15 protein-coding genes and 1 pseudogene are annotated in these 19113 nt (G+C 68.0%); 8 read left to right on the forward strand and 8 right to left on the reverse strand.

Translation table 11 applies throughout. From position 1 onward, the window contains the following. Positions 1-7 precede the first annotated feature (7 nt). From ACFU6I_RS06535 to ACFU6I_RS06545, 3 genes are all read left to right on the forward strand, one after another. Positions 8-3697 carry an HPC2 multi-domain protein gene (locus ACFU6I_RS06535; protein ID WP_384362367.1) on the forward strand — a complete coding sequence of 1230 codons (3690 nt, stop codon included), beginning with the start codon at positions 8-10 and terminating at the stop codon, positions 3695-3697. A 22-nt stretch (positions 3698-3719) separates the two neighbouring features. Continuing rightward, positions 3720-4391, forward strand: coding sequence for a hypothetical protein (locus ACFU6I_RS06540; RefSeq protein WP_384362369.1), 672 nt, complete (start codon positions 3720-3722; stop codon positions 4389-4391). A 562-nt stretch (positions 4392-4953) separates the two neighbouring features. Next, positions 4954-5106 (forward strand): hypothetical protein, encoded by a 153-nt coding sequence (locus tag ACFU6I_RS06545; RefSeq protein ID WP_384362454.1) that lies wholly within the window; start codon positions 4954-4956, stop codon positions 5104-5106. A gap of 110 nt (positions 5107-5216) precedes the next feature. Here ACFU6I_RS06545 and ACFU6I_RS06550 read toward each other — a convergent pair whose 3' ends face one another. The 6 genes from ACFU6I_RS06550 to ACFU6I_RS06575 all read right to left on the reverse strand — a co-directional run bounded on the left by ACFU6I_RS06550 (position 5217) and on the right by ACFU6I_RS06575 (position 13186). Further along, positions 5217-6503: a cytochrome P450 gene (locus ACFU6I_RS06550; protein ID WP_384362371.1), complete on the reverse strand. Its 1287-nt coding sequence runs from the start codon at positions 6501-6503 to the stop codon at positions 5217-5219. Continuing rightward, entirely contained in the window at positions 6500-7294 is a 795-nt protein-coding gene (locus tag ACFU6I_RS06555) for an alpha/beta fold hydrolase (RefSeq protein WP_384362373.1), read from the reverse strand. The genes ACFU6I_RS06550 and ACFU6I_RS06555 overlap by 4 nt, the downstream gene beginning before the upstream one ends. Positions 7295-7453: 159 nt before the next feature. Beyond that, on the reverse strand, positions 7454-9493 hold the full coding sequence (locus tag ACFU6I_RS06560; RefSeq protein WP_384362375.1) for an ATP-binding protein: 2040 nt from the start codon (positions 9491-9493) through the stop codon (positions 7454-7456). Then, entirely contained in the window at positions 9490-10257 is a 768-nt protein-coding gene (locus tag ACFU6I_RS06565; RefSeq protein WP_384362377.1) for a DUF4255 domain-containing protein, read from the reverse strand. Before ACFU6I_RS06565 ends, ACFU6I_RS06560 begins: the two co-directional genes overlap by 4 nt. A gap of 46 nt (positions 10258-10303) precedes the next feature. Next, positions 10304-12403 carry a VWA domain-containing protein gene (locus tag ACFU6I_RS06570; RefSeq protein ID WP_384362379.1) on the reverse strand — a complete coding sequence of 700 codons (2100 nt, stop codon included), beginning with the start codon at positions 12401-12403 and terminating at the stop codon, positions 10304-10306. Positions 12404-12559: 156 nt separating this feature from the next. Then, complete coding sequence (locus tag ACFU6I_RS06575; protein ID WP_384362381.1) at positions 12560-13186, reverse strand: response regulator transcription factor; 627 nt, start codon at positions 13184-13186, stop codon at positions 12560-12562. Between the two features lie 214 nt (positions 13187-13400). On the opposite strand from ACFU6I_RS06575, the gene ACFU6I_RS06580 reads away from it, so the two are divergent. Continuing rightward, complete coding sequence (locus tag ACFU6I_RS06580) at positions 13401-14726, forward strand: hypothetical protein (protein ID WP_384362383.1); 1326 nt, start codon at positions 13401-13403, stop codon at positions 14724-14726. 88 nt (positions 14727-14814) lie between these two features. Here the strand turns inward: ACFU6I_RS06580 and ACFU6I_RS06585 are convergent, their stop codons facing one another. Beyond that, positions 14815-15666 (reverse strand): DUF4157 domain-containing protein, encoded by an 852-nt coding sequence (locus ACFU6I_RS06585; RefSeq protein ID WP_384362385.1) that lies wholly within the window; start codon positions 15664-15666, stop codon positions 14815-14817. 265 nt (positions 15667-15931) lie between these two features. On the opposite strand from ACFU6I_RS06585, the gene ACFU6I_RS06590 reads away from it, so the two are divergent. The 4 genes and pseudogenes from ACFU6I_RS06590 to ACFU6I_RS06605 all read left to right on the forward strand — a co-directional run bounded on the left by ACFU6I_RS06590 (position 15932) and on the right by ACFU6I_RS06605 (position 18378). After that, the gene (locus tag ACFU6I_RS06590) at positions 15932-16567 is read left to right on the forward strand and encodes an HhH-GPD-type base excision DNA repair protein (RefSeq protein WP_384362456.1); all 636 of its coding nucleotides are present in this window, start codon (positions 15932-15934) and stop codon (positions 16565-16567) included. Between the two features lie 126 nt (positions 16568-16693). Continuing rightward, positions 16694-17092, forward strand: a pseudogene (locus ACFU6I_RS06595) (amidohydrolase); the annotation flags it as partial. A gap of 228 nt (positions 17093-17320) precedes the next feature. Then, on the forward strand, positions 17321-17617 hold the full coding sequence (locus tag ACFU6I_RS06600; protein ID WP_003955420.1) for a type II toxin-antitoxin system VapB family antitoxin: 297 nt from the start codon (positions 17321-17323) through the stop codon (positions 17615-17617). A gap of 161 nt (positions 17618-17778) precedes the next feature. Then, positions 17779-18378 carry a LytR C-terminal domain-containing protein gene (locus tag ACFU6I_RS06605; protein ID WP_384362458.1) on the forward strand — a complete coding sequence of 200 codons (600 nt, stop codon included), beginning with the start codon at positions 17779-17781 and terminating at the stop codon, positions 18376-18378. 92 nt (positions 18379-18470) lie between these two features. Here the strand turns inward: ACFU6I_RS06605 and upp are convergent, their stop codons facing one another. Then, positions 18471-19106 (reverse strand): uracil phosphoribosyltransferase, encoded by a 636-nt coding sequence (gene upp, locus ACFU6I_RS06610; RefSeq protein WP_384362387.1) that lies wholly within the window; start codon positions 19104-19106, stop codon positions 18471-18473. Positions 19107-19113 lie beyond the last annotated feature (7 nt).

Raw genomic sequence — 19113 nt, forward strand, 5'->3', positions numbered from 1 at the left:
AGGGCGGATGAAGGCGGTTCCGGAGAAGAACCCCGCCCCCGACACCGCCCGCGCGGCGACCTCCCGTCCCGAAGCAGCCCCGGTGGACCGCCCGGCCCCGGACCGCCCCGTACCCGATCGCCGCTCCCTCCAGCGCCTGCAGGGCGCGGCGGGCAACGCGGCGGTAGCCCGCCTGGTGGCGCAGCGCTACACCGCCCCGGTGAAACCGTCCCCGTCCCAGGCGGCCGGCTTCCGCAAGGTGAAGGCGGACGTGGCGGCGAAACGCACCAGGATCGCCGTCCACGCCCCCGCCGCGACCGAGTCCAAGTCCGCACAGGACGCGGCGGTCGCTCCCCCGGACGACAAGGAAGCCCAGGGCAAGGCGGCGAACGCGGAAAAAATGAACGCCGCGAAGCCGGGCGAGTTCAACAAACAAGCCTTCATCGACGCCGTCAACAAGGCGATCGAGGCGCAGGCGCCGAAGAACCTCGACGACGCCGACAAGTTCTCCGAGTCCGGCAAGGCCGACAAGATCAAGTCCGAGGTGGACGGCAAGGTCACGGACGGCAAGGAGAAGTCGGCCAAGGACATCGAGACCACCACCAAGGCCGCACCCGACACGTCGGCGGCCAAGGACAAACAGGTCACCCCGATGACCCCGGACCAACCGCCCGCCAACCCCGGCGCCCCCTCCGCTGCGGATGCAATCCCGGCCCAACAACCCGCTGCTGTCACCGACTTCTCCGAGGGGCCCGCCCAGAACGACAAGGCGATGGCGGACGCCGAGGTCACCGAGGACCAGCTCGCCAAGGGCAACGAAACGGAGTTCAACGAAGCGCTCTCCGCGAAGAAGACAGCGGAGACAGACTCGGCGAAGGCCCCCGCCAAGGGCAAGGCGGCCGAAGCCCAGCAACTCTCCTCGGCGAAGACGGCCGCCGCGGCCTCCGGCACCCAGGCGATGAACGCCCTGACCGCGACCCGCGCCGCGGCGGGCAAGGAGGTCGACGGCGGCAAGGGCGACACCAAGTCGAAGGACGAGAAGAAGCGCGCCGAGGTCACGGCAAAACTGCAGAAGGTCTACGACTCCACGAAGAAGGACGTCGAGGAGACCCTGTCCGGCCTGGACAAGAAGGTCGACGACAAGTTCACCTCGGGCGAGAAGGCAGCCCGCGACGCGTTCACCGCGGACCACAAGCGGCGCATGAAGGCCTACAAGGACAAGCGCTACTCGGGCTGGACGGGCAAGGCCCGCTGGGTCAAGGACAAGTTCGCCGGCCTGCCGCAGGAGGCCAACAACCTCTACCAGGAGGCCCGCAAGCTCTACGTCGCCCAGATGCAGACGGTCATCTCCTCGGTGGCCGACATCATCGGCACGGAGCTCGGCAAGGCGAAGGCGCGCATCGCGAAGGGCCGCGGTGAACTCAAGGCCGAGGTGGACAAACTCCCCGCCGACCTGCGTCAGTTCGGCGAGGACGCGGCCAAGGACTTCGCCGGCAAGTTCGACGACCTGGAAGCCACGGTCAACGAGAAGTCCGAACAGCTCGTCCAGGACCTGGCGACGAAGTACACCGCGGCCCTCAACAAGATCGACGAGGAGATCAAGAAGCTCCAGGAAGCCAACAAGGGCCTGATCGACAAGGCGAAGGACGCGATCGTCGGCGCGATCAAGACGATCAACGAACTGAAGAACCTCCTCCTCGGCATCCTCGCCAAGGCCGCCTCCGCGATCATGAAGATCATCAAGGACCCGATCGGCTTCCTAGGCAACCTGGTCAAGGCGGTCGGCGCGGGCCTCCAGCTCTTCATCACCAACATCGCCGACCACCTGAAGAAGGGCGTCGTCTCCTGGCTCCTGGGCACCGCGGTCAAGGCGGGCCTGGACCTTCCCCAGAAGTTCGACCTCAAGGGCATCATCCAGATCATCGGCTCTCTGCTTGGCCTGACCTGGGCGAACATCCGGGCCCGCGTCACCCGCAAGGGCGTCCCCGAGCAGGCCATGAGCGCGGTCGAACAATCCGTCCCCGTCGCCCAGACCCTCGCCCGCGAGGGCCCGGCAGGCGCGGTCAAGGAAATCACCGAGGAGGCAGGCGACCTCAAGGCCACGATCCTGGAGAAACTGACCAGCTACCTGATCCCCACGGTCATCATCGCTGGCATCACCTGGATCATCTCGCTCCTCAACCCCGCCTCCGCCTTCGTCCGCGCGGTCAAGGGAATCATCGACATCGTCACGTTCATCGTGAACCAGGGCGCCCAGATAGTGGAGTTCGTCAACGCGGTCCTGGACGCGGTCATCGCCATCGCCAACGGCGGTTCGGCGGGCGTCCCCAAGATGGTCGAAGCGGCCCTGGCGGCCAGCGTCCCGCTCCTCATCGGCTTCCTGGCCTCACTGCTGGGCATCGGCGGCCTGGCCAACAAGGTCAAGAGCGTGTTCCACGCGGTGGCCCGGCCGGTGAACCGGGCGATCGACAAGATCGTGGGCTTCATCGTCAAGGCGGGCAAGAAGCTCTGGACCAAACTCAAAACCGCAAATAAGCCGGGAAAAAGGAATCAGCCAGGGAAATCAAAAAACAAATCAGACATCAACAAGGTCTCCACCGAGGCACAAAAGCACATTGGGCGACTTGGGCGCGGCCCACTGGAAGAGAAAGAGGTGACTCGAGCCCTCGATCCCGTCCGAAACAAATACCAAGAAGCAACCATAACACCACACGCGGACTCAACGAATTGGTCCATCCACGTCCAACTCGCATCAATTCAGAGGCCGACGAAATCGCTGGACCTGAAAGGCGCTTACAATGAAATCTACCGGGGCCTTCGCTCCGTCGAATCCAGAGCAATGCTGAATATTTGGCGCAGCAAGGGCGGAGCCACATACGCCGAGTGGCTCAAGATGTTGATCCCCATGAGCAAGGACAAGCGCGAAAGGGCACTTCGAAATGGGTACGCGGAGTACACAGGAACGAGCAAGTACGGCACACAAGTAGATCACCTGCGGCGCAAGCATCAGAAATGCGAAACGGTATTGATTCACGGAATCAACGAGGAGAGCAAGAGATCTTCTGACCAAGCATGCACTTACATGCGAGGTGAGCTCCAGGCCATCAAAAATGAGCTTGATCGGATCGGAAATCGACTTGCCGACAAGTCGGGCTGGACGGAGCGAGAAGAAAAAGAGGTCGAGTATGATCTCAACGAAATAACAGAGAAAATATTCAAGGCCGCAAAGTCCCACGGATACGAAGCGGGCGAACTGATTCGACACCCCTCGAAATATGCAGTAGACGGCAGACTGAAGAATGATTACGCCAAAGATATTCGCGGCGAATTCTATCCAGGCGACTTCACGGCACAAACGAAGAGGGACATCCGCAGTCGCGACCTACAGAACCTCATCGACGCAAAGGGGGAGCACGAAGACCTCAAAGATCAGGTGGGCGCCAGGAGCAAGGATTATTTCTACTGTCATTGGAAGCATCACTTCGCGCACGTATCAGAGGTCTCCCTCGACCACCAGACGCCCGTAGCCCGCCATTGGAATGACGGGCACAGCGGTAGCATCGGCAACAATACCCATCAGCAGAAACGCCGGGACTGGTACAACCTGCAGGGCAATCTGGAGATACTCTGCGGGCCATGCAACTCGTCGAAGCAGTCGGGGGGAGTGAACTACAAGCCGGAAGTTGGCCCATTGTTCAAAGGTCCTGACGACCCGTGACAAAGTACCCGTAGGAGGGCGAATGTCCAACTATCTCATCTGGACAAACAGCGTCACCCAAAGCGCGAGCGGCGAGATGATTGCAGTGGTGGAGCTAAAGCCCACCAACATTTCCCAAGTGTCGTCCGGAAGCATGGACTTCATTCAAGAGATCTCCGACGCACTTCACCTACCTCTCCAAGTCAAGGATTGGTCAATCACACCCTTCCGCTCGGCTTACTACAGTGACTACCCCGAGTCCGACGACTGGGAAGACCAGTTCCCATTGTGCTGGCGCATCACTCTGACCGGACAAAGGAAATACACTCAGCATTCAGATCCCGACATCCTTCCCACATTTCTTCCCCTCACGTTCGATGGATACGACAGCACTTGGCATCCCCTGCAGGAGCCACCCGTCAGCCCCGAATGTGTCTATGTGGCCATGGGCGTGTCCTTCGGCATGCGCGTCACCGGAGAATTGGCGTCACAGTGGGCAGAATCCGCCTGGCCGCGGGCATCCGTCGAGACCATTTCTTCCACATTCAGCCGTTCCAGTGGAACACTGATCCGCCTTGACCTCGGCCCGGTGAATCTCGAACGGCAGTACTACGAAATTGCCTCCATTGATGAGCGACTTCGTGGTTTCGGATTGTTGACACGCTGGAACCAGGTGAAGCTGAGAATGGCACGACTTACGCACGGCGAGAGCTAACGCCTCACCCCCTCCGGGGAGATGGCACGGGCCGCCGCGTCCGCACCGATGAGATGTCAGGGCCAGGTCAGACGGATACCTCCAGCTTCAATCGCGTACGCAGCCGACTCCTTCATGATCGAGTCCCGGAACTTGTCCATCATCAGTGACACGCCCCTCGGTTTCCATACCTGCAGATACTCACCGAAGGACGTCCATCAGGTGATCGTCCAGCTCTGCCACGAAGTCCTCCCCACGCCATGGCCGCAGTTCTTGCCGCGCCCTCCGAAGCCGAATCATCGGCACCCTGCCCCCCGTTGCGGCAGCCGCCGTCACGCACTCGTGGAGAAGTGCGGTAGCTGCCCGGGGATCGCCCAGCCGGACTATGGCCAGCGCCTGATCGGTGGTGACGATGATGCGCTGAACCTGCTGCCGCGGAGCTTTCAGCTCCGCGGCCGAGGCCGCGAACTGGCCGTGTGCGTCAGCCGGATCGATCAAGCTCGTTGCCCGATGCATGGTCGCTGAGGCGAGAGCCCACCGATTGGTCGAGATGAGCAAGGAACTCGGGCTGGCACAGAACGATATGGCTGACCGCACGCACGTGCGGCAGGAGCACGTGTCCGCCATCGAACGTGGGCGGACAACAGCCGCCGGGGTGGGGACGATCGCTGCGCACATTGCAGTCCTGGGGGTCAGTCGGAACTTGTGGCCAACTTCAACGGCTCCCGCGTGGTGATTGCCTGAAGTGGCGCCCGGCTTTCGGCTTCATCCCGGTCGCCAGGTGATCCCCATAGGCGCCCATGGGCGGTGCTCCGTTCCTCATCGTCCTGTGGCGATGGCTGGCTGTCAGGAGTCGGCCACCCACACCGTCAGCGACTTCAGGCCGTTGATGAAGTTCGACACCAGGCGGCGTGGTGGAGCCGCGAGTTGGAGTGGGGCGGGCAGAGCACGGCAGGCCTCGTCGTACAGGCCACGTAGTTGCAGCCGGGCGAAGTGGGCGCCCAGGCAGACGTGGGGGCCGTCGCCGAAGGAGACGTGGGCGTTCGGGGAGCGGGAGAGGTCCAGGGCGTACGGGTCGGGGAATACCCGTTCGTCGTGGTTGGCCGAGGCGTGGAAGACGACCACCTTGTCGCCGGTGCGGATGCGCGTGCCTGCCAGGTCCGTGTCCCGAGTGGCGGTGCGGCGGAAGGTCAGGACCGGCGGGTGGCGGCGAAGCAGTTCGTCGATGGTGGTGGTCAGTTCCACCTCGCCGTTGCACAGGCGGCGGTACGCGTCAGGGTGTTGGGCCAGCAGGTGCAGGCCGCCCGGGGCTGCGCTGCGTACCGTGTCGTTTCCCGCCACCACGAGCAGGAAGAAGAACATCTCCAACTCCGGCTCGGTGAGTTCGGGGTCCCTGGCCAGGGCCGTCATCACGTCGTCGCCGGGGTGTCGGCGCTTGTGTGCCGCCAGTGCGTGCGCGTAGTCGAACATGTCGCGCAGTGCTGCCGGTGATCGTGGGTTGACCGGCTTGCCGTCCGGGCCCAGCACCGCAGTGCCCGCCTCGTCCGGGTCCTGGTAGCCGATGACGCGTTGGGTCCAGTGCAGGAGGAGGCCCCGGTCGCTGTCCGGTACGCCCAGCAGGTCGGTGAGATTGAGCAGCGCGTAATCGTCGGTGACGCGGGCGACGAGGTCGCAGGTGCCGTCGGTGGCCCGCGCCTCGGCGACCGCCCGGGTGAGCAGGGAGCGGGCCCGTTCGCGTACGACCGCGGCGAAACGGTCCACGCGCTTGGGGGTGAACGCACGGCTGACGAGCACGCGCAGTCGCCGATGGTGCGGTGGGTCCTGGTTGAGCATCATGCGGCGGATGAACGGCAGGTCGGCGGGGTCCGGGTCCCGGATCTGGGTGGCGCCCAGGTACGAGGAGTACGTCGCGGAGTCCTTCAGTACGTGGATGACGTCCGCATGCCGGGTGACCGCCCAGAAGCCGGGGCCCGCCGGCCAGCCGAGAACCTCCGGCTCCTCCTGCCATGCCACGGGGTGATGGTCGCGCAGGTGGCGGTAGCGGTCGTGGGGGATGCCCTGCGCGTACTGCCTCGGGTCGAAGACGTCCGGTACGGGCGTCTTCTCCGGCGCTTCGGGGGCGGGCCCGCTCATGCCTTCGCCCCGGCGTCCTCCCCGTCGGCCCGCAGGAAGTCCTCCACCACACGGATCAGGTCGAGCGGGGCCTCGTCCATTGCGTAGTGGCCGCACGAGGGCAGCTCCACCAGTTCGGCCCGCGTGAACCAGCGCATCCAGGTGGCGCGCTGCAACTCGGCCGACAGTGCCGGGTCCAGCGCGCCGACGACAGCCAGGGCCGGCACGGGCGAACCGTCGATCCGGTCGTGGAAGTCCTCGCCCGCCCAGGAATCCAGCCAGGCCCGGAACGCCTTCGCATCGCTGCGTTCCAGCGAACGCCGCACCATGCGGTCCAGCCAGCCTGCGGGGCGTCGGCCTCCGGTGGTGATGTCGAGGATGATCCGACGGTTCTCCGGGGTGTGCGCCGCAGCAGAGAAGAGCTCCCATTGTTCGGGCGGCAGGGGCAGGCCGGATGCGGGTACCGGCGACACACCGACGATCCTGCGCACCCGGTGTGGGGCGATGGCCAGCGTCCGCTGAGCGATGCAGCCGCCCATCGAGTGGCCGATCACCGAGAACCGGTCCCAGCCGAGCCGGTCGGCCAGCGCGACAACGTCCGCGGCGCCCTCGGCTGTGGTGTACGTACCACTCGCGTCCCTGGCCTCCCCGTACCCGCGCAGATCCACCACCGCGTATTGGAACGAACCGAGGTCGAGATCCGGAAGCACCGGGTCGTAGGCGGAGCGGTCGGCGAACCAGCCGTGCACCGCGATCACCTTGTGCGGGCCGTCGCCGTGCAGTCCATGGGGCAGAAGAGGCAATGAGGTCATGCTGACTCCCGTCACCGTACGGATATGACCCGGTCGGCCGTAGGTCCGACCCAGTCCACGGTGGCGGCAACTCCCGCTCCACGCAAGGGTCCACACGAGGGACCGCGCAAAGTACGGTGACCGGGTACGGATCATCAAGGTCTGAGAGGCGTCCCCACCTCACGCCAGCAGCCCCAGGTACGGCCCGAACTCCGACGCCAGCGTCAGCCGGCCCAGTTTCTGGTACTCGCGCTGAATCGCGTGGATCAGCGTCGGCATCGTCACCGGCTCCCCCGTGTCCGCCGCCAGGTACGCAGCCGTCACCGCGATCGAGCGGATGTTGCCGCCCGCCAGCTCGAAGTTCTCGGCGCAGAAAGCCAGGTCCAGGTCCGCTGAGCGCGGGAGTTGGGGGCCCAGGCAGCGTTCCCAGAGGACCAGGCGTTGGTCGGGGTCAGGGACCGGGAAGTCGATGACCAGGTCCAGGCGGCGGGTGAAGGCGTCGTCCAGGTTGGCGCGGAGGTTCGTGGCCAGGATGGCCAGGCCGTCGAAGGACTCCATGCGTTGGAGGAGATACGCACTCTCCACGTTCGCGTAGCGGTCATGGGCGTCCTTCACATCCGAGCGCTTACCGAAGATCGCGTCAGCCTCGTCGAAGAGGAGGACCCCGTTCACACCCGCTGCTTCGGAGAAGATCCGCTCCAGGTTCTTCTCCGTCTCGCCCACGTATTTGTCGATCACCGTGGCCAGGTCGACCGTGTAGAGGTCCAGGCCCAGGTCTGCGGCGATGACCTCCGCGGACATGGTCTTGCCGGTACCCGAGTCGCCTGCGAAGAGTGCCGATACGCCGCGGCCCCTGCCGCCTCCCGGGCGCATGCCCCACTCCCCCAGGACGCGGTCGCGGTGGCGGGCGCGGGCGGTGAGTTCGCGGAGTTGGGCGTGGGCGTCGGGGGGCAGGACCAGGTCGTTCCAGGTCACCGTGGGTTCGATGCGGCGGGCCAGGCGGTCCAGGCCTGCCGCGTTCTGGGCGCGGGCGCCTTGGCGTACGTGGTCGGAGGTGAGGGTTCCGCCGTGCAGCCGGGCCGTCTGGGCAGCGCTGTGGGCTGCTCCGGTGATCTGTTCCGGGGTCAGGAGGAACGGGGAGAGCAGACGGTCCGCGTCGATGGAGGGCGGGATCGCGGCTGCGGCCATGTTTCTGTACGCGTCCGTCCAGAGGGCGGCGCGGGCCTCCGGTTCCACCCTGGGGGCGTGCAGGAGCAGGGGCGGGACCGTGGACCAGGACGCGTCCCACGGCGCCCTTCCCACCAGGATCGTCGGGACCGGGGTGGCCGTGAGCAGGCGGAGGAGGGCCGGGTGCTCCCGGGACACCGCGTCCAACGGGGCGCCGACCAGACCCGCGTTCGTGAGGCGGGCCTCGCGGACCAGGGACCGTACCGCCTCCGCAGGTGTCGGGTCCTCGGCCAGCCTTGCCAGGTCCAGGCCGAGGACCTGCCGACCCGCGAGGGTGAGCGCGGAGGCGGCGAGCGCGGTGCCCGCACCGCCCTGGTCCTCGCGGAGGTAGGCGAGCGGGACACCGTCGGACAGGACGGAGGCGAGAGGGGATGGGTCGCCGACTCCTGGTACCGCTCGCCAAGGAGCCAGGAGGTCCGCCAGCCGTGGGTCCGGTGCGCTGTCGCCGAGGAGGTGGGCGGTGACCCGGTCCGGGACGCGGAGAGCGCGGCTCAGGAACGGACGGTCCAGGTCCTCGGCCAGGAGGAGCCGGCCCTCGCGGAGAGGGGACCGGGCGGACAGTCGGGACCGCGCTGCCGGGTCGGCGGGGGTCAGTCCACAGAGGCCCAGGGCCAGGCCGATGGACGGGCGGCGGCGGGTGACGTCGTCGTTGAGGTAGCCGTAGAACGCCTCGAAGCGGTCGTCCAGGTCCGGCACAAGGGCGATCAGCAGGATCTCGATGTCGAGCGCGGTGAGCTGGAACTCCCGCGTCAGTGACGCCAGTCGGGAATCGGCCGGCGCGGCGTCCCCAGGGGGCGGGGTGGGAAACGCACGGGCCGTCTCGTCGTTCAGCAGACGGGCGATGTTCTCGTCCGTCAGGTACAGGCCCCGGAACGCGTCGTCCGGGTTCGGGTCGGTGAGCTGCCGTGCCTCCACCGCGGCACGGATGCGCTGTTCCACCGCGACCGCCCGGGCGAGGAGATGGCGCAGATTCGGGTCGCCCGGGGTCGTCATGCGTCTGTTTCCTCCGGTGGGGTGCCATGCGTTTCGGTGATGCGGAAGGACATCGCGCGTCCGCGGTCCGTCGTGCCGTTGCCGGAGGACTGCGGTGCCGGGTCCCGCGCCGGGCGGCCGGGGCGGCTTCCGTACACCGGGAGACCCTTGCGGCCCGGCTGCGGCTGTGTCTCGCCCTCGGGCCGCGCGGGTACGCCTCCGAACCGGGTCTGCAGGCCCTCGTCCTCCACCGGCGGGCCCGCCGGGTAGGTGGGCGCGGCGGTGACCGGGACACTGACGACCAGGTCCAGTGACGGTTTCAGTTCGCCGCCGAGCGCGCTCCATACGTCGGCGAAGGAGCGGTCCTCCGGCGGCGGCAGCGCGATCGACATCGGGACCGAGGCCCCGATGTCGGCGAGCGAGCCGGTGAGGCGGTCCGGCGGGAGCGCCTCGTAGCGGAGGAGGCAGGCCAGGAGCGAGGACAGCAGGCGATGTTCGTCCTCCGGGCGCTTCGTCCACGCCGTGATCAGGTACGACAACTTGAAGAAGCGGGGCGGGCGGCGGCGCGCGACGATTGTGCCGCGCTCGTCGTACTCGTTGTGCAGACCGCGTTCACGACGCCGCATGTCCTCGCGGATGTCGTAGAGGTAGAGGTTGACCATGGGGGCGTTGACCTTCGCCGCCCACTCCCTGGTCGGGGCGTCGAAGACCACCGCGATCTGGCCGCCTTCGAGCACCTCCGCCCGGATCAGGGCGCGAAGTACGTCGTCGACCTCGTGGATCACCTGATCACTCCCGTGTGAGCGCGGACGTTCACGTGAGCTCGGACGTTCACGCGCGGCCCGCGAAGTCCGGTGGCTGCAGGTTGCGTTGGACGACGAGAACCGGCTTCTGCAGTCGGTCGATGCCTCTCGTGTCCGCCCGCAGCTTCCGCGGACCGAGCCGGTCCTTGCGCAGAACCGGGACCTGAACCTCGAAGGTGCCGTCGCGGTTTACGGTCACGCCGCCCTGATCCGCAGTGATCCCGATGTTCCACGTGAAACGTACGGTCTGACCAGGTGGGTAGTCCTTGCCGCGCGCCAGGACCACCTGGCCCGGCTTGACGACCGCCGGAGTGACGGTGAGCGAGGGCTTCAGGACGCGCAGCCGGTCAGTGTCCTTGTTGTTGGCCGTGCGGCGGTCGGGCAGCGTGCCGCGCACCGTGGCCCGTACGTCACCGGTGATCGCCGCCCGGTACGTCGCCGTCTGCGTCACCTCGATCCGCCCGCCGGCCGGAATCGTGCACGGTTTCGCCGCGGTGCACCGGGTCAGCGCGGGCAGACTGCGGTCCTTCGCGGCGGACGGCTTGGGCCAGCTGGAGCCGATGACGATACCCGTCGCCTTGTCGGGGCCCGCATTGGTGACGATGTAGCGGGCGCGGGCCGGACGCCCCGTGTACGTGCGGTCCGGCGTGACGCTGACCTTCATCGCCACGTCGGCCGAGGGCGGCACCGGCGCCTTGAGCACCACGATCTCCGCCGTGTCCGTACCGGTGTTGCCCGCAGAGTCGGTCGCCGAACAGGTCACCGTCGTGCTGCCCAGCGGAAAGAGGGAGCCTGCGGGCGGGGAGCAGGTCACCGGGAGCGGGCCGTCGTGGGCGTCCTCGGCGGTCGCGCTGTAGTCCACCCGGGCACCGTTCTTGTCCTTGGTCCGGACGGTCAGATCGTCCACGGTGACAACAGGGGCGTCGATGTCGTTCACGTCGATGCCGATCTGTTCCTGGAAGTCCGGATCGGCCGCAGCGGCGGGTCCGAGCGCGTCCGCACCGGGGACCCGGGTGCCGAGCAGGAACTGGACGGTGCAGGTCAGCCTGGTTCCCTGGGGTGCGTCCGCGGAGACGTCGATGTTCTCGGCGAAGTGCGCGGTGTCGCCGCTGGTGACCTGCTGGGTGGGCGGGTCGAGGCTGACGGACAGGTGCGGGTCGCAGTTGTCGAGGCGGTAGCCGACGCTGGTGGGCAGGTTGTGGAAGCCCTCGATGATCGCGTCCGACACCTGTTTCCCATCGATGCCTTCCAGCAGGCGGCCGTTGGTGGCGTTGACGATGCGCGTCGCCTGACCGGGCGTGGTGGGCGGGTTCTCCACGTAGTCGGGGTTGTCGGGATTGTGGGCGTCACCGTTGCCGTTCATACCGTCGCCGATCCTGCTCTCCACGTCCACGCCGATCACCCGGACGTTCTTGTCCTGAAGGGCGAAGATCGTGTCGTCGATGGAGTGGCCGTTGCTGGGCGAGTGGCTGGAGGCGTCGCTGACCACCACGATGACGGGGCTGGCCCCTTCGCGGAACACAGTCTTCCCACCGGCTCCGTCGGCGATCTGCCACAGTCCGTTGATCCAGTCCTCGGACGGACCACGGCTCTGGCCGCCCAGTCCGGTGCCGAGCTTGTCGACGCCCTCCTGCACCTTGGTGTCGTCGTCCGTGAGCTCGGTCAGCACCTGGAATCCGGCGTTCACATCGCCTTCCTGGTCGCCGAAGGTGGCCACGGCGAACCGGGAGTCCGGCTGCTCGGCCCGGATCGCGGCAGTGATATCAGGCAGGTTCTCCCGCACACTCTTGATCGGCTCCGCCATGCTTGCCGTTCCGTCCACCAGCAGGATCACGTCCGGCCTCGGCGGGATGACCGGTGTACGCACCTGCTTGTCCACCCCCGTGGAGCCGCCGGGGTCGACCGCGTCCGTGAACTCGGCGGGCGTCACCCACGGTTCGGGCACCGCTACGGCCGGGGGGCGCGCACCGGCGGCCGATCCGGGGGCCATGCCGGTGGCCACGAGGAGGAGAGCCAGAACCGGGATGCGGAGCGCGGTGACTGCGCGGCGGGAGGCCGGGGTCCTGGGCCCGTTCGAGCGGCCCTTCCGTGACCACGGCGCCCGCTCACGTCGCTGGAACCAGCGCACGGAAGTCCTCCCCCGCCCTCGGCCGGCCTACCGATCCGGCATACCGGCCCCACGGTCCCGTACACGCTGCCGACGCGCAGCGGTGTACGAGTCACACCCTCGGGAAGCCGCCGCTGCCCTTTCGGGCAACGGTCACCGGGCGTAAGGCGTGTCGGCTCAGATCAGCCCCTGACGCATCGCGTACGCCACCGCGTGCGACCGGTTCCGGAGTTGAAGCCGCGTCATGACCGAATGCAGCACGTTCTTGATCGTGCGCTCGGAGTAGGCCAGCTTCGTCGCGATGTCGGCGGTGTCATATCCCTCCGCCACCAGTCGCAGCACGTCCACCTCGCGGGCGGCGAGTCCGGTGAAGTGCAGACCTCGCGGTCCCAGTACCTGCCCCTGCAGCCGGCCGACCTCCTGAAGGAGGCGTCCCAGCAGATCGGAGGGGAGGTGACCTTCGCCGCGCGCCACCGTCCCTATGACGTGGACCAGGTGTTCGGGTGTCGCCTCGGAGCGTCGTACGACCCCGGCCACGCCGCACTCCGCCGCGCTCACCAGCTTCTGTTCGTCGATGTCGGTCGTGACCAATACGGTGCGGGAGGTGCTGGTGCGCTGGATGTTGCGCAACATCCGCAACACGTCCTCGTCGACCGCGTCGACGACCACCACGGTGACCTGGGGCGGGAGATCCTCCGCACCCCATTCGGTCATGCTCACTTCGGGACGGGCACGCAGCTGACTCGCTACGCCCGCCTGCGAGATCGGATCCTGGGCACGTAAGGCGACGGTGGTGCGCTCCATGGCAAAGCTCCCCCTGGGAAAAACAGCCGGGTCGCGTCGCAGCGGGCGCAACCGTCACGGCTGCAGTCATGTGCCTCATAGGTCTTGAGGCGGTCAAAAGATTCCCGTGTTTACTGACAAGGAAACTAAAACGCCGTTGGGGGCACCGAATCTGCCCGAAAGTGTTCCTTCGCGGTCGATGTCGTGAAGCGGCGGCGATCCTACGGTGCGCGGTATGAGTCTCACGGCAAGCCTCGACGCGTCGTCCGTCACCGCCGTACCGGGCGAGGGGACGAGCCTTCCCCTGCAGATCCTCAACTCCGGCTCCACCGTGGAGGAGTACCGCTTCGAGGTGGTCGGCGCGTGTGCCGCCTGGACGACCGTGGAACCTCCGGTGCTGTCCCTCTATCCGGGCAGCTCGGAGGCCGTATCGGTCACGTTCGCCCCGCCCCGCGACTCGTCCGTGCCCGCGGGCGAGACGCACTTCGGGGTACGGGTGGTACCGACGAGCGAGCAGGGCGACGCCGTGGTGCCCGAGGGCCGGGTGACCGTGCTGCCGTTCGCCGAGGTGACCGCCGAGCTGGTGCCGCGCAGTTCGCACGGTGCCAGGCGCGGCGCGCACCAACTCGCCGTGGACAACCGGGGCAACGCACCGATCGCCGTGCGCCTCGACGCCCGGTCCGGCACCGAACGTGCCCGGATCTCGTTCGCCGAACCCGAGCTTCGGATCGAACCGGGCCACGCCGGGTTCGGCAAGCTGCGGGTCCGGCCTGCCAAACGGCTGTGGCGCGGTACGGCGGTCACGCACCCGTTCCAGGCAGTCGCCACGCCCGCCGTGCCGGAGGGTGAGGAGCCGCTCGAACCGGTCGTCCTCGACGGCTCGTACCAGCAGGAAGCGATCCTGCCGCGTTGGCTGCCCCGGGCGCTCATCCTCGCCGCGGTACTGATCATCGCCCTGGTCGGGCTCTGGTACGGGCTGCTGCGGCCGGCCGTGAAGTCGGCGGCCAGGGAAGCGATCACGCCTGAGGCGGTGGCGTCGGCCGCCGCCGAGGAGAGCAAGTCGCCGAACGGCAAGGAGAGCGGTGGTGCCGCGTCGGGCGGCGGGTCCGGGGAGAACGGTTCCGACTCCGGAGCGTCCGGGCAGCCCAACGCCTCGCCGAGCCCCTCCCCGTCCGCCGGGGCGGCCGGACCCGCCGAGCCGACGAGCGCCCATGTGCAGGTCCGGGACTCACTGGGCGGCGGCGCGAACACGGGGACCGCGCTCCAGGTGCCGTCCGGGCACACTTTCCGGCTGACCGACATCGTCGTCCAGAACCCGCAGGGCGACGCGGGGACGATCACCGTCTCCTCGGGGCGGGACTCACCCATCCTCCGCCTCGCGCTGGAGAACTTCCGGGACTCCGACTACCACTTCGTCACCCCGATCCTGGTGCCCGCGGGCGGCAAGGTCACCATGACCGTCGACTGCCGCAAGGTCGGCAAGCCGGTGAACGCCCCTGCGCCCTCCCGGTGCGCGGAGTCGCTGCTGCTCGGCGGCACGATGCAGGCCGACGGAAGCTGAAACGGCCCCCCGCCGTACGGGTGGCGGCGGAACCGGCAGCAGCAGAGGAAAGGCCCCGCCGGATCGGCGGGGCCTTTCGCGTGCGCGTTCACGCCTGCGGCGCCTCTTCCTCCTCCTCCGCGCCTGCCTCGGCATCCCGTTGGACGAAGGAGCCCTGCACGTCCGCCGGCTGCTCGTCCTCGTCCTCCGTCTCCGCGCGCTGCACGGCGGGAGCGGACGTGTGGGTGGGGGCAGGGGCGGCCGCGGGGACCTGGTCGGCGGCCGGGGAGGGAGCGGACAGCACCCGGTCGGCGTTGGCGACGGCCTCCTGTTCGAACCGGTCCGAGGGGTCGCTCACCCGGATCCCGCCCGGCGCCTCCGTGCCCTCCACCGGCCCGTTGCGCTGCTGGATCACATGGGTCAGCTCATGGGCCAGGGTGGTGCGGCCCTGCGGCGAGGACGGGTCGTACGCGTCCCGCTGGAAGACCACGTTGTTGCCGACGGTGTACGCGTGCGCGCCGACGCCCTTCGCCGACTCGTGCGCCGCGGAATCCGTATGGATGCGTACGTCGGAGAAGTCCGCGCCCATCCGGCTTTCCATGTCGGAGCGGGTCTCGGTGTCGAGGGGGCTGCCACCACCCGACGAGACGACGTGGTGGACCGGGGATCGCGCATCCTCTTCGGCGTGCTCCTCCTGTCCGCTCCCGGCCCGCTGCACCATCGCCCCCACGGCGCTGTTCCCCACCGTCCGCTGGAGCACACCCATACCGGACGCCCCGACCACGTCGGCCCGGCCGGTGGCCCCTGCCCGGTAGAGGTGGGGCGCGCCGGAGGACGCCTCATGGACTTCCGCCGTCCGCGAGGGGACGAACACCTCGTCGTGCTCATGCCGCCCGTGGTCGTCATCGCGATCGTGGTCGTGACCGTGGTCCGACCCGTACTGCTGCTCGTGTGCGTTCATCCGTCAACTCCCCTGACCGCACTGGTCGAAGACGTCGCTGCTCCTGGCCTCGGACCTCCACCTTCACCGCACCGTCCCCGCCCCGTCCAGCCCGCGCCCCGCCTGCGAAGGGCAACCGGCGCTGCCTCTTCGGGCACCCTCCCGGTACGCACGGCCCTCCACCTTCTGCGAGGCACGCCGCGGCAGCCGATGTCCCCGGGCAGGCAGGCACCTTCGCGTACGCCATCGGCGGCTCCTGGATTCGCCGTCCCCCGTGACTGTCGCGATGATCGGAGGCATGACACAGAACAAACCGAACGGCAAGGGCGGGCCGATCGCCCTGCAGATCGCTCAGCAGCCGGAGGCGGACGAGTTGCTCGGCCGCAGTCCGCTCGCCGCCATGGTCGGCATGCTGCTCGACCAGCAGGTTCCTATGGAGTGGGCGTTCTCCGGCCCGTACACCCTGGCGCAGCGGATGGGCTTCGACGATCTGGACGCCCATGAGATCGCCGTCTACGACCCGGAGGCCTTCACCGAACTCTTCACCGCCAAACCCGCTCTGCACCGCTATCCCGGCTCCATGGCCAAACGGGTGCAGCAACTGTGCCAATTCCTGGTCGCGGAGTACGACGGGGACGCGAGTGCCGTCTGGAGTGATGTCGGGACCGGTGCCGAACTGCTGAAACGGCTGAAGGCTCTGCCGGGGTTCGGCGTCCAGAAGGCGCAGATCTTCCTCGCGCTGCTGGGCAAGCAGCTGAATGTCCGGCCGACCGGCTGGCGCGCCGCGGCGGGTCCGTACGGGGAGGCGGGCTCGCACCGGTCGGTCGCCGACATCACCGGTCCCGACTCGCTCGCCCTCGTCCGTGCGCACAAGCAGGAAGCGAAGGCAGCCGCCAAGGCGGCCGCGGCGAAGACGAGATGAGGGAGGGGCCCGCCGCTGTTCACAGAGTCACTGCGATCGCTGGCTTTCCTGCACAACCGTTCGCACCGGAAGGACTCTTGCGTCGTCCGGCAAGGACGCGTACCGCCATCTGCAGCAGTTCCAGGCGACATGATCGCCTCGCCGAACGGCGTCCGGCTCGTCTTCGACGGTGACGACTCGGACGGGGTCGGCTCGGGCCCCGGCCCCGAGGGGTCCGCCCAACTGGAGCGCGACATGGCGGACTTCCTCGACCGGACGGCCAGGCCGCACGAGGACACGGACTTCACCGGCCGCTCAGGCTGCGGACCGTTCATCGACGTCGGTATCCCCGCGGGTGGTACGGACACCGGCGCCGAGGTCGTCAAGTCGCCCGCCCGGGCGAAGAAGTTCGGCGGCGAGGCGGGGATCGCGTTCGACCCCTGCCACCACTCCGCGTGCGACAAGCCGGCCAACATCGACATGGCGTTCTTCGACGCCGATATCGATGTGATCGCGAACGCGGTCGGCACGTACGCGTACGACCTGCCCCGCCGACAACGTACCCGTCGGTGATCTCCCGGGCCTGTTGCGGCAGTACGCCGGCACCCTCGCCGACGCCGGCTCCCGTGCCCGCTTCGGTACCCCCCGCCCGTGCTGTCGCTGTCACTCATCACGGCCCCCATTCCGAAATGCCTGCATTCATACCGTTTTAGTCAGCATCGCAGTACCGCCCCATGGCTGCGCCCGGAGGCTCTTGACCGGTAGGCTTTCCGTGTGATCTTCAAGCGCATCGGAAATGGGCGGCCATATCCCGACCACGGCCGGGAAAGCACCCGGCAGTGGGCGGATGTCGCGCCGCGCCCGGTCCGCCTCGACCAGCTGGTGACGACCAAGGGCCAGCTGGACCTCGAAACCCTCCTCGCCGAGGACTCGACGTTCTACGGCGACCTGTTCGCCCACGTCGTGAAGTGGCAGGGCGACCTCTATCTGGAGGACGGGCTGCACCGCGCGGTCCGCGCGGCGCTCCAGCAGCGCCAGGTGCTGCACGCCCGCGTCCTCGAACTCGGCTGACAGTCCAGCGGCTCGGTGAGCCGACGGTCCGTGCACGTCGCCGCGCCGGGTGCTTTCGGGTGCATTCACACCCGGACGGGCGCCATCCGCTGATCATTTAGTACGCATCTTCACCGGGTCGCACTACGCTGCGGCCCATGAGCATGCTCACTCCCCCCGGCATGGGCGGAAAGTACCGCATCACGGGCGACAAGTACCCGCGCATGCGCCGCCCCCGGCACCGCCGCACACTGGTCCTCGTGTCCATTGCCTCCGTGGTGGCCCTAGGGCTGGCCGGTTGGGGCACGATGCAGCTCATCGACGTCTTCACGGGCGGCGACAAGCAGGCCAGCGCCGCGGACCGCAGGGCCGACTGCCCCACGCCCAAGCCGTCCACGCCCGCCAAGGCACTGCCGGCACCGGCGAAGATCACCGTCAACGTCTACAACGCGACGCCGCGCGGCGGACTGGCAAAGGCCGCAGCCGACGAGCTGAAGAAGCGCGGCTTCCGCATCGGCCAGGTGGGCAATGCCTCGGCCGCGTACGACAAGAAGGTCCCCGGGCCCGGGGTACTCCTGGGCGCGCCGACGGCCATGAACGGCGCGTTCCCGGTCCTCGGTACGCAGCTGCCGGGCGCCACGCCGAAGACCGACGCGCGCAGGACGGCGGACGTCGATCTGATCCTCGGCACGGCGTTCAAGAAGCTGAACACACCGAAGGCCGCCGCCGCGGCCCTCGCCGCCCTCAACAAGCCGGCCCCGGCGCCCTCCTCCTGCCGCTGAGGACTGCCCCGTCGTCACGCCGCGCAGCAGATGCCGGTTCGACGACAGGACCTCGGGGCGCCGGGGCCGAAAGCCCTGGTCGGAACCGGAACTCAGTCGACGGTTCCGTACATCCGGTCGCCCGCGTCGCCGAGCCCCGGCACGATGTAACCGTTCTCGTTCAGCCGCTCGTCGACCGAGGCGGTCACCACGGTCACCGGCGTACCCGCCAGCTCGCGCTCCATCACCTCGACGCCCTCGGGCGCCGCGAGCAGCACGACGGCGGTGACATCGTCCGCACCGCGCTTGATCAGCTCCTGAATCGCCGCGACCAGCGTGCCGCCGGTGGCCAGCATCGGGTCCAGGACATAGACCTGTCGGCCCGAGAGGTCCTCCGGCATGCGCGTCGCGTACGTGGACGCCAGGAGCGTCTCCTCGTCGCGGATCATGCCCAGGAAGCCCACCTCGGCGGTCGGCAGCAGCCGCACCATGCCGTCGAGCATGCCTAGACCGGCTCGCAGGATCGGCACGACCAGGGGCCGCGGGTGCGACAGCTTCACCCCGGTGGTCGGTGTGACCGGGGTCTCGATGTCGACCTGCTCGGTGCGCACGTCCCGGGTGGCCTCGTACGCGAGCAGGGTGACCAGCTCGTCGGCGAGCCGCCGGAAGGTCGGGGAGTCGGTGCGCTTGTCGCGCAGAGTGGTGAGTTTGTGCGCGACCAGCGGGTGGTCGACGACGTGGATCCGCATGGGTTCA

The sequence above is a fragment of the Streptomyces sp. NPDC057486 genome (assembly GCF_042802415.1).
Lineage (GTDB): Bacteria > Actinomycetota > Actinomycetes > Streptomycetales > Streptomycetaceae > Streptomyces > Streptomyces yanii.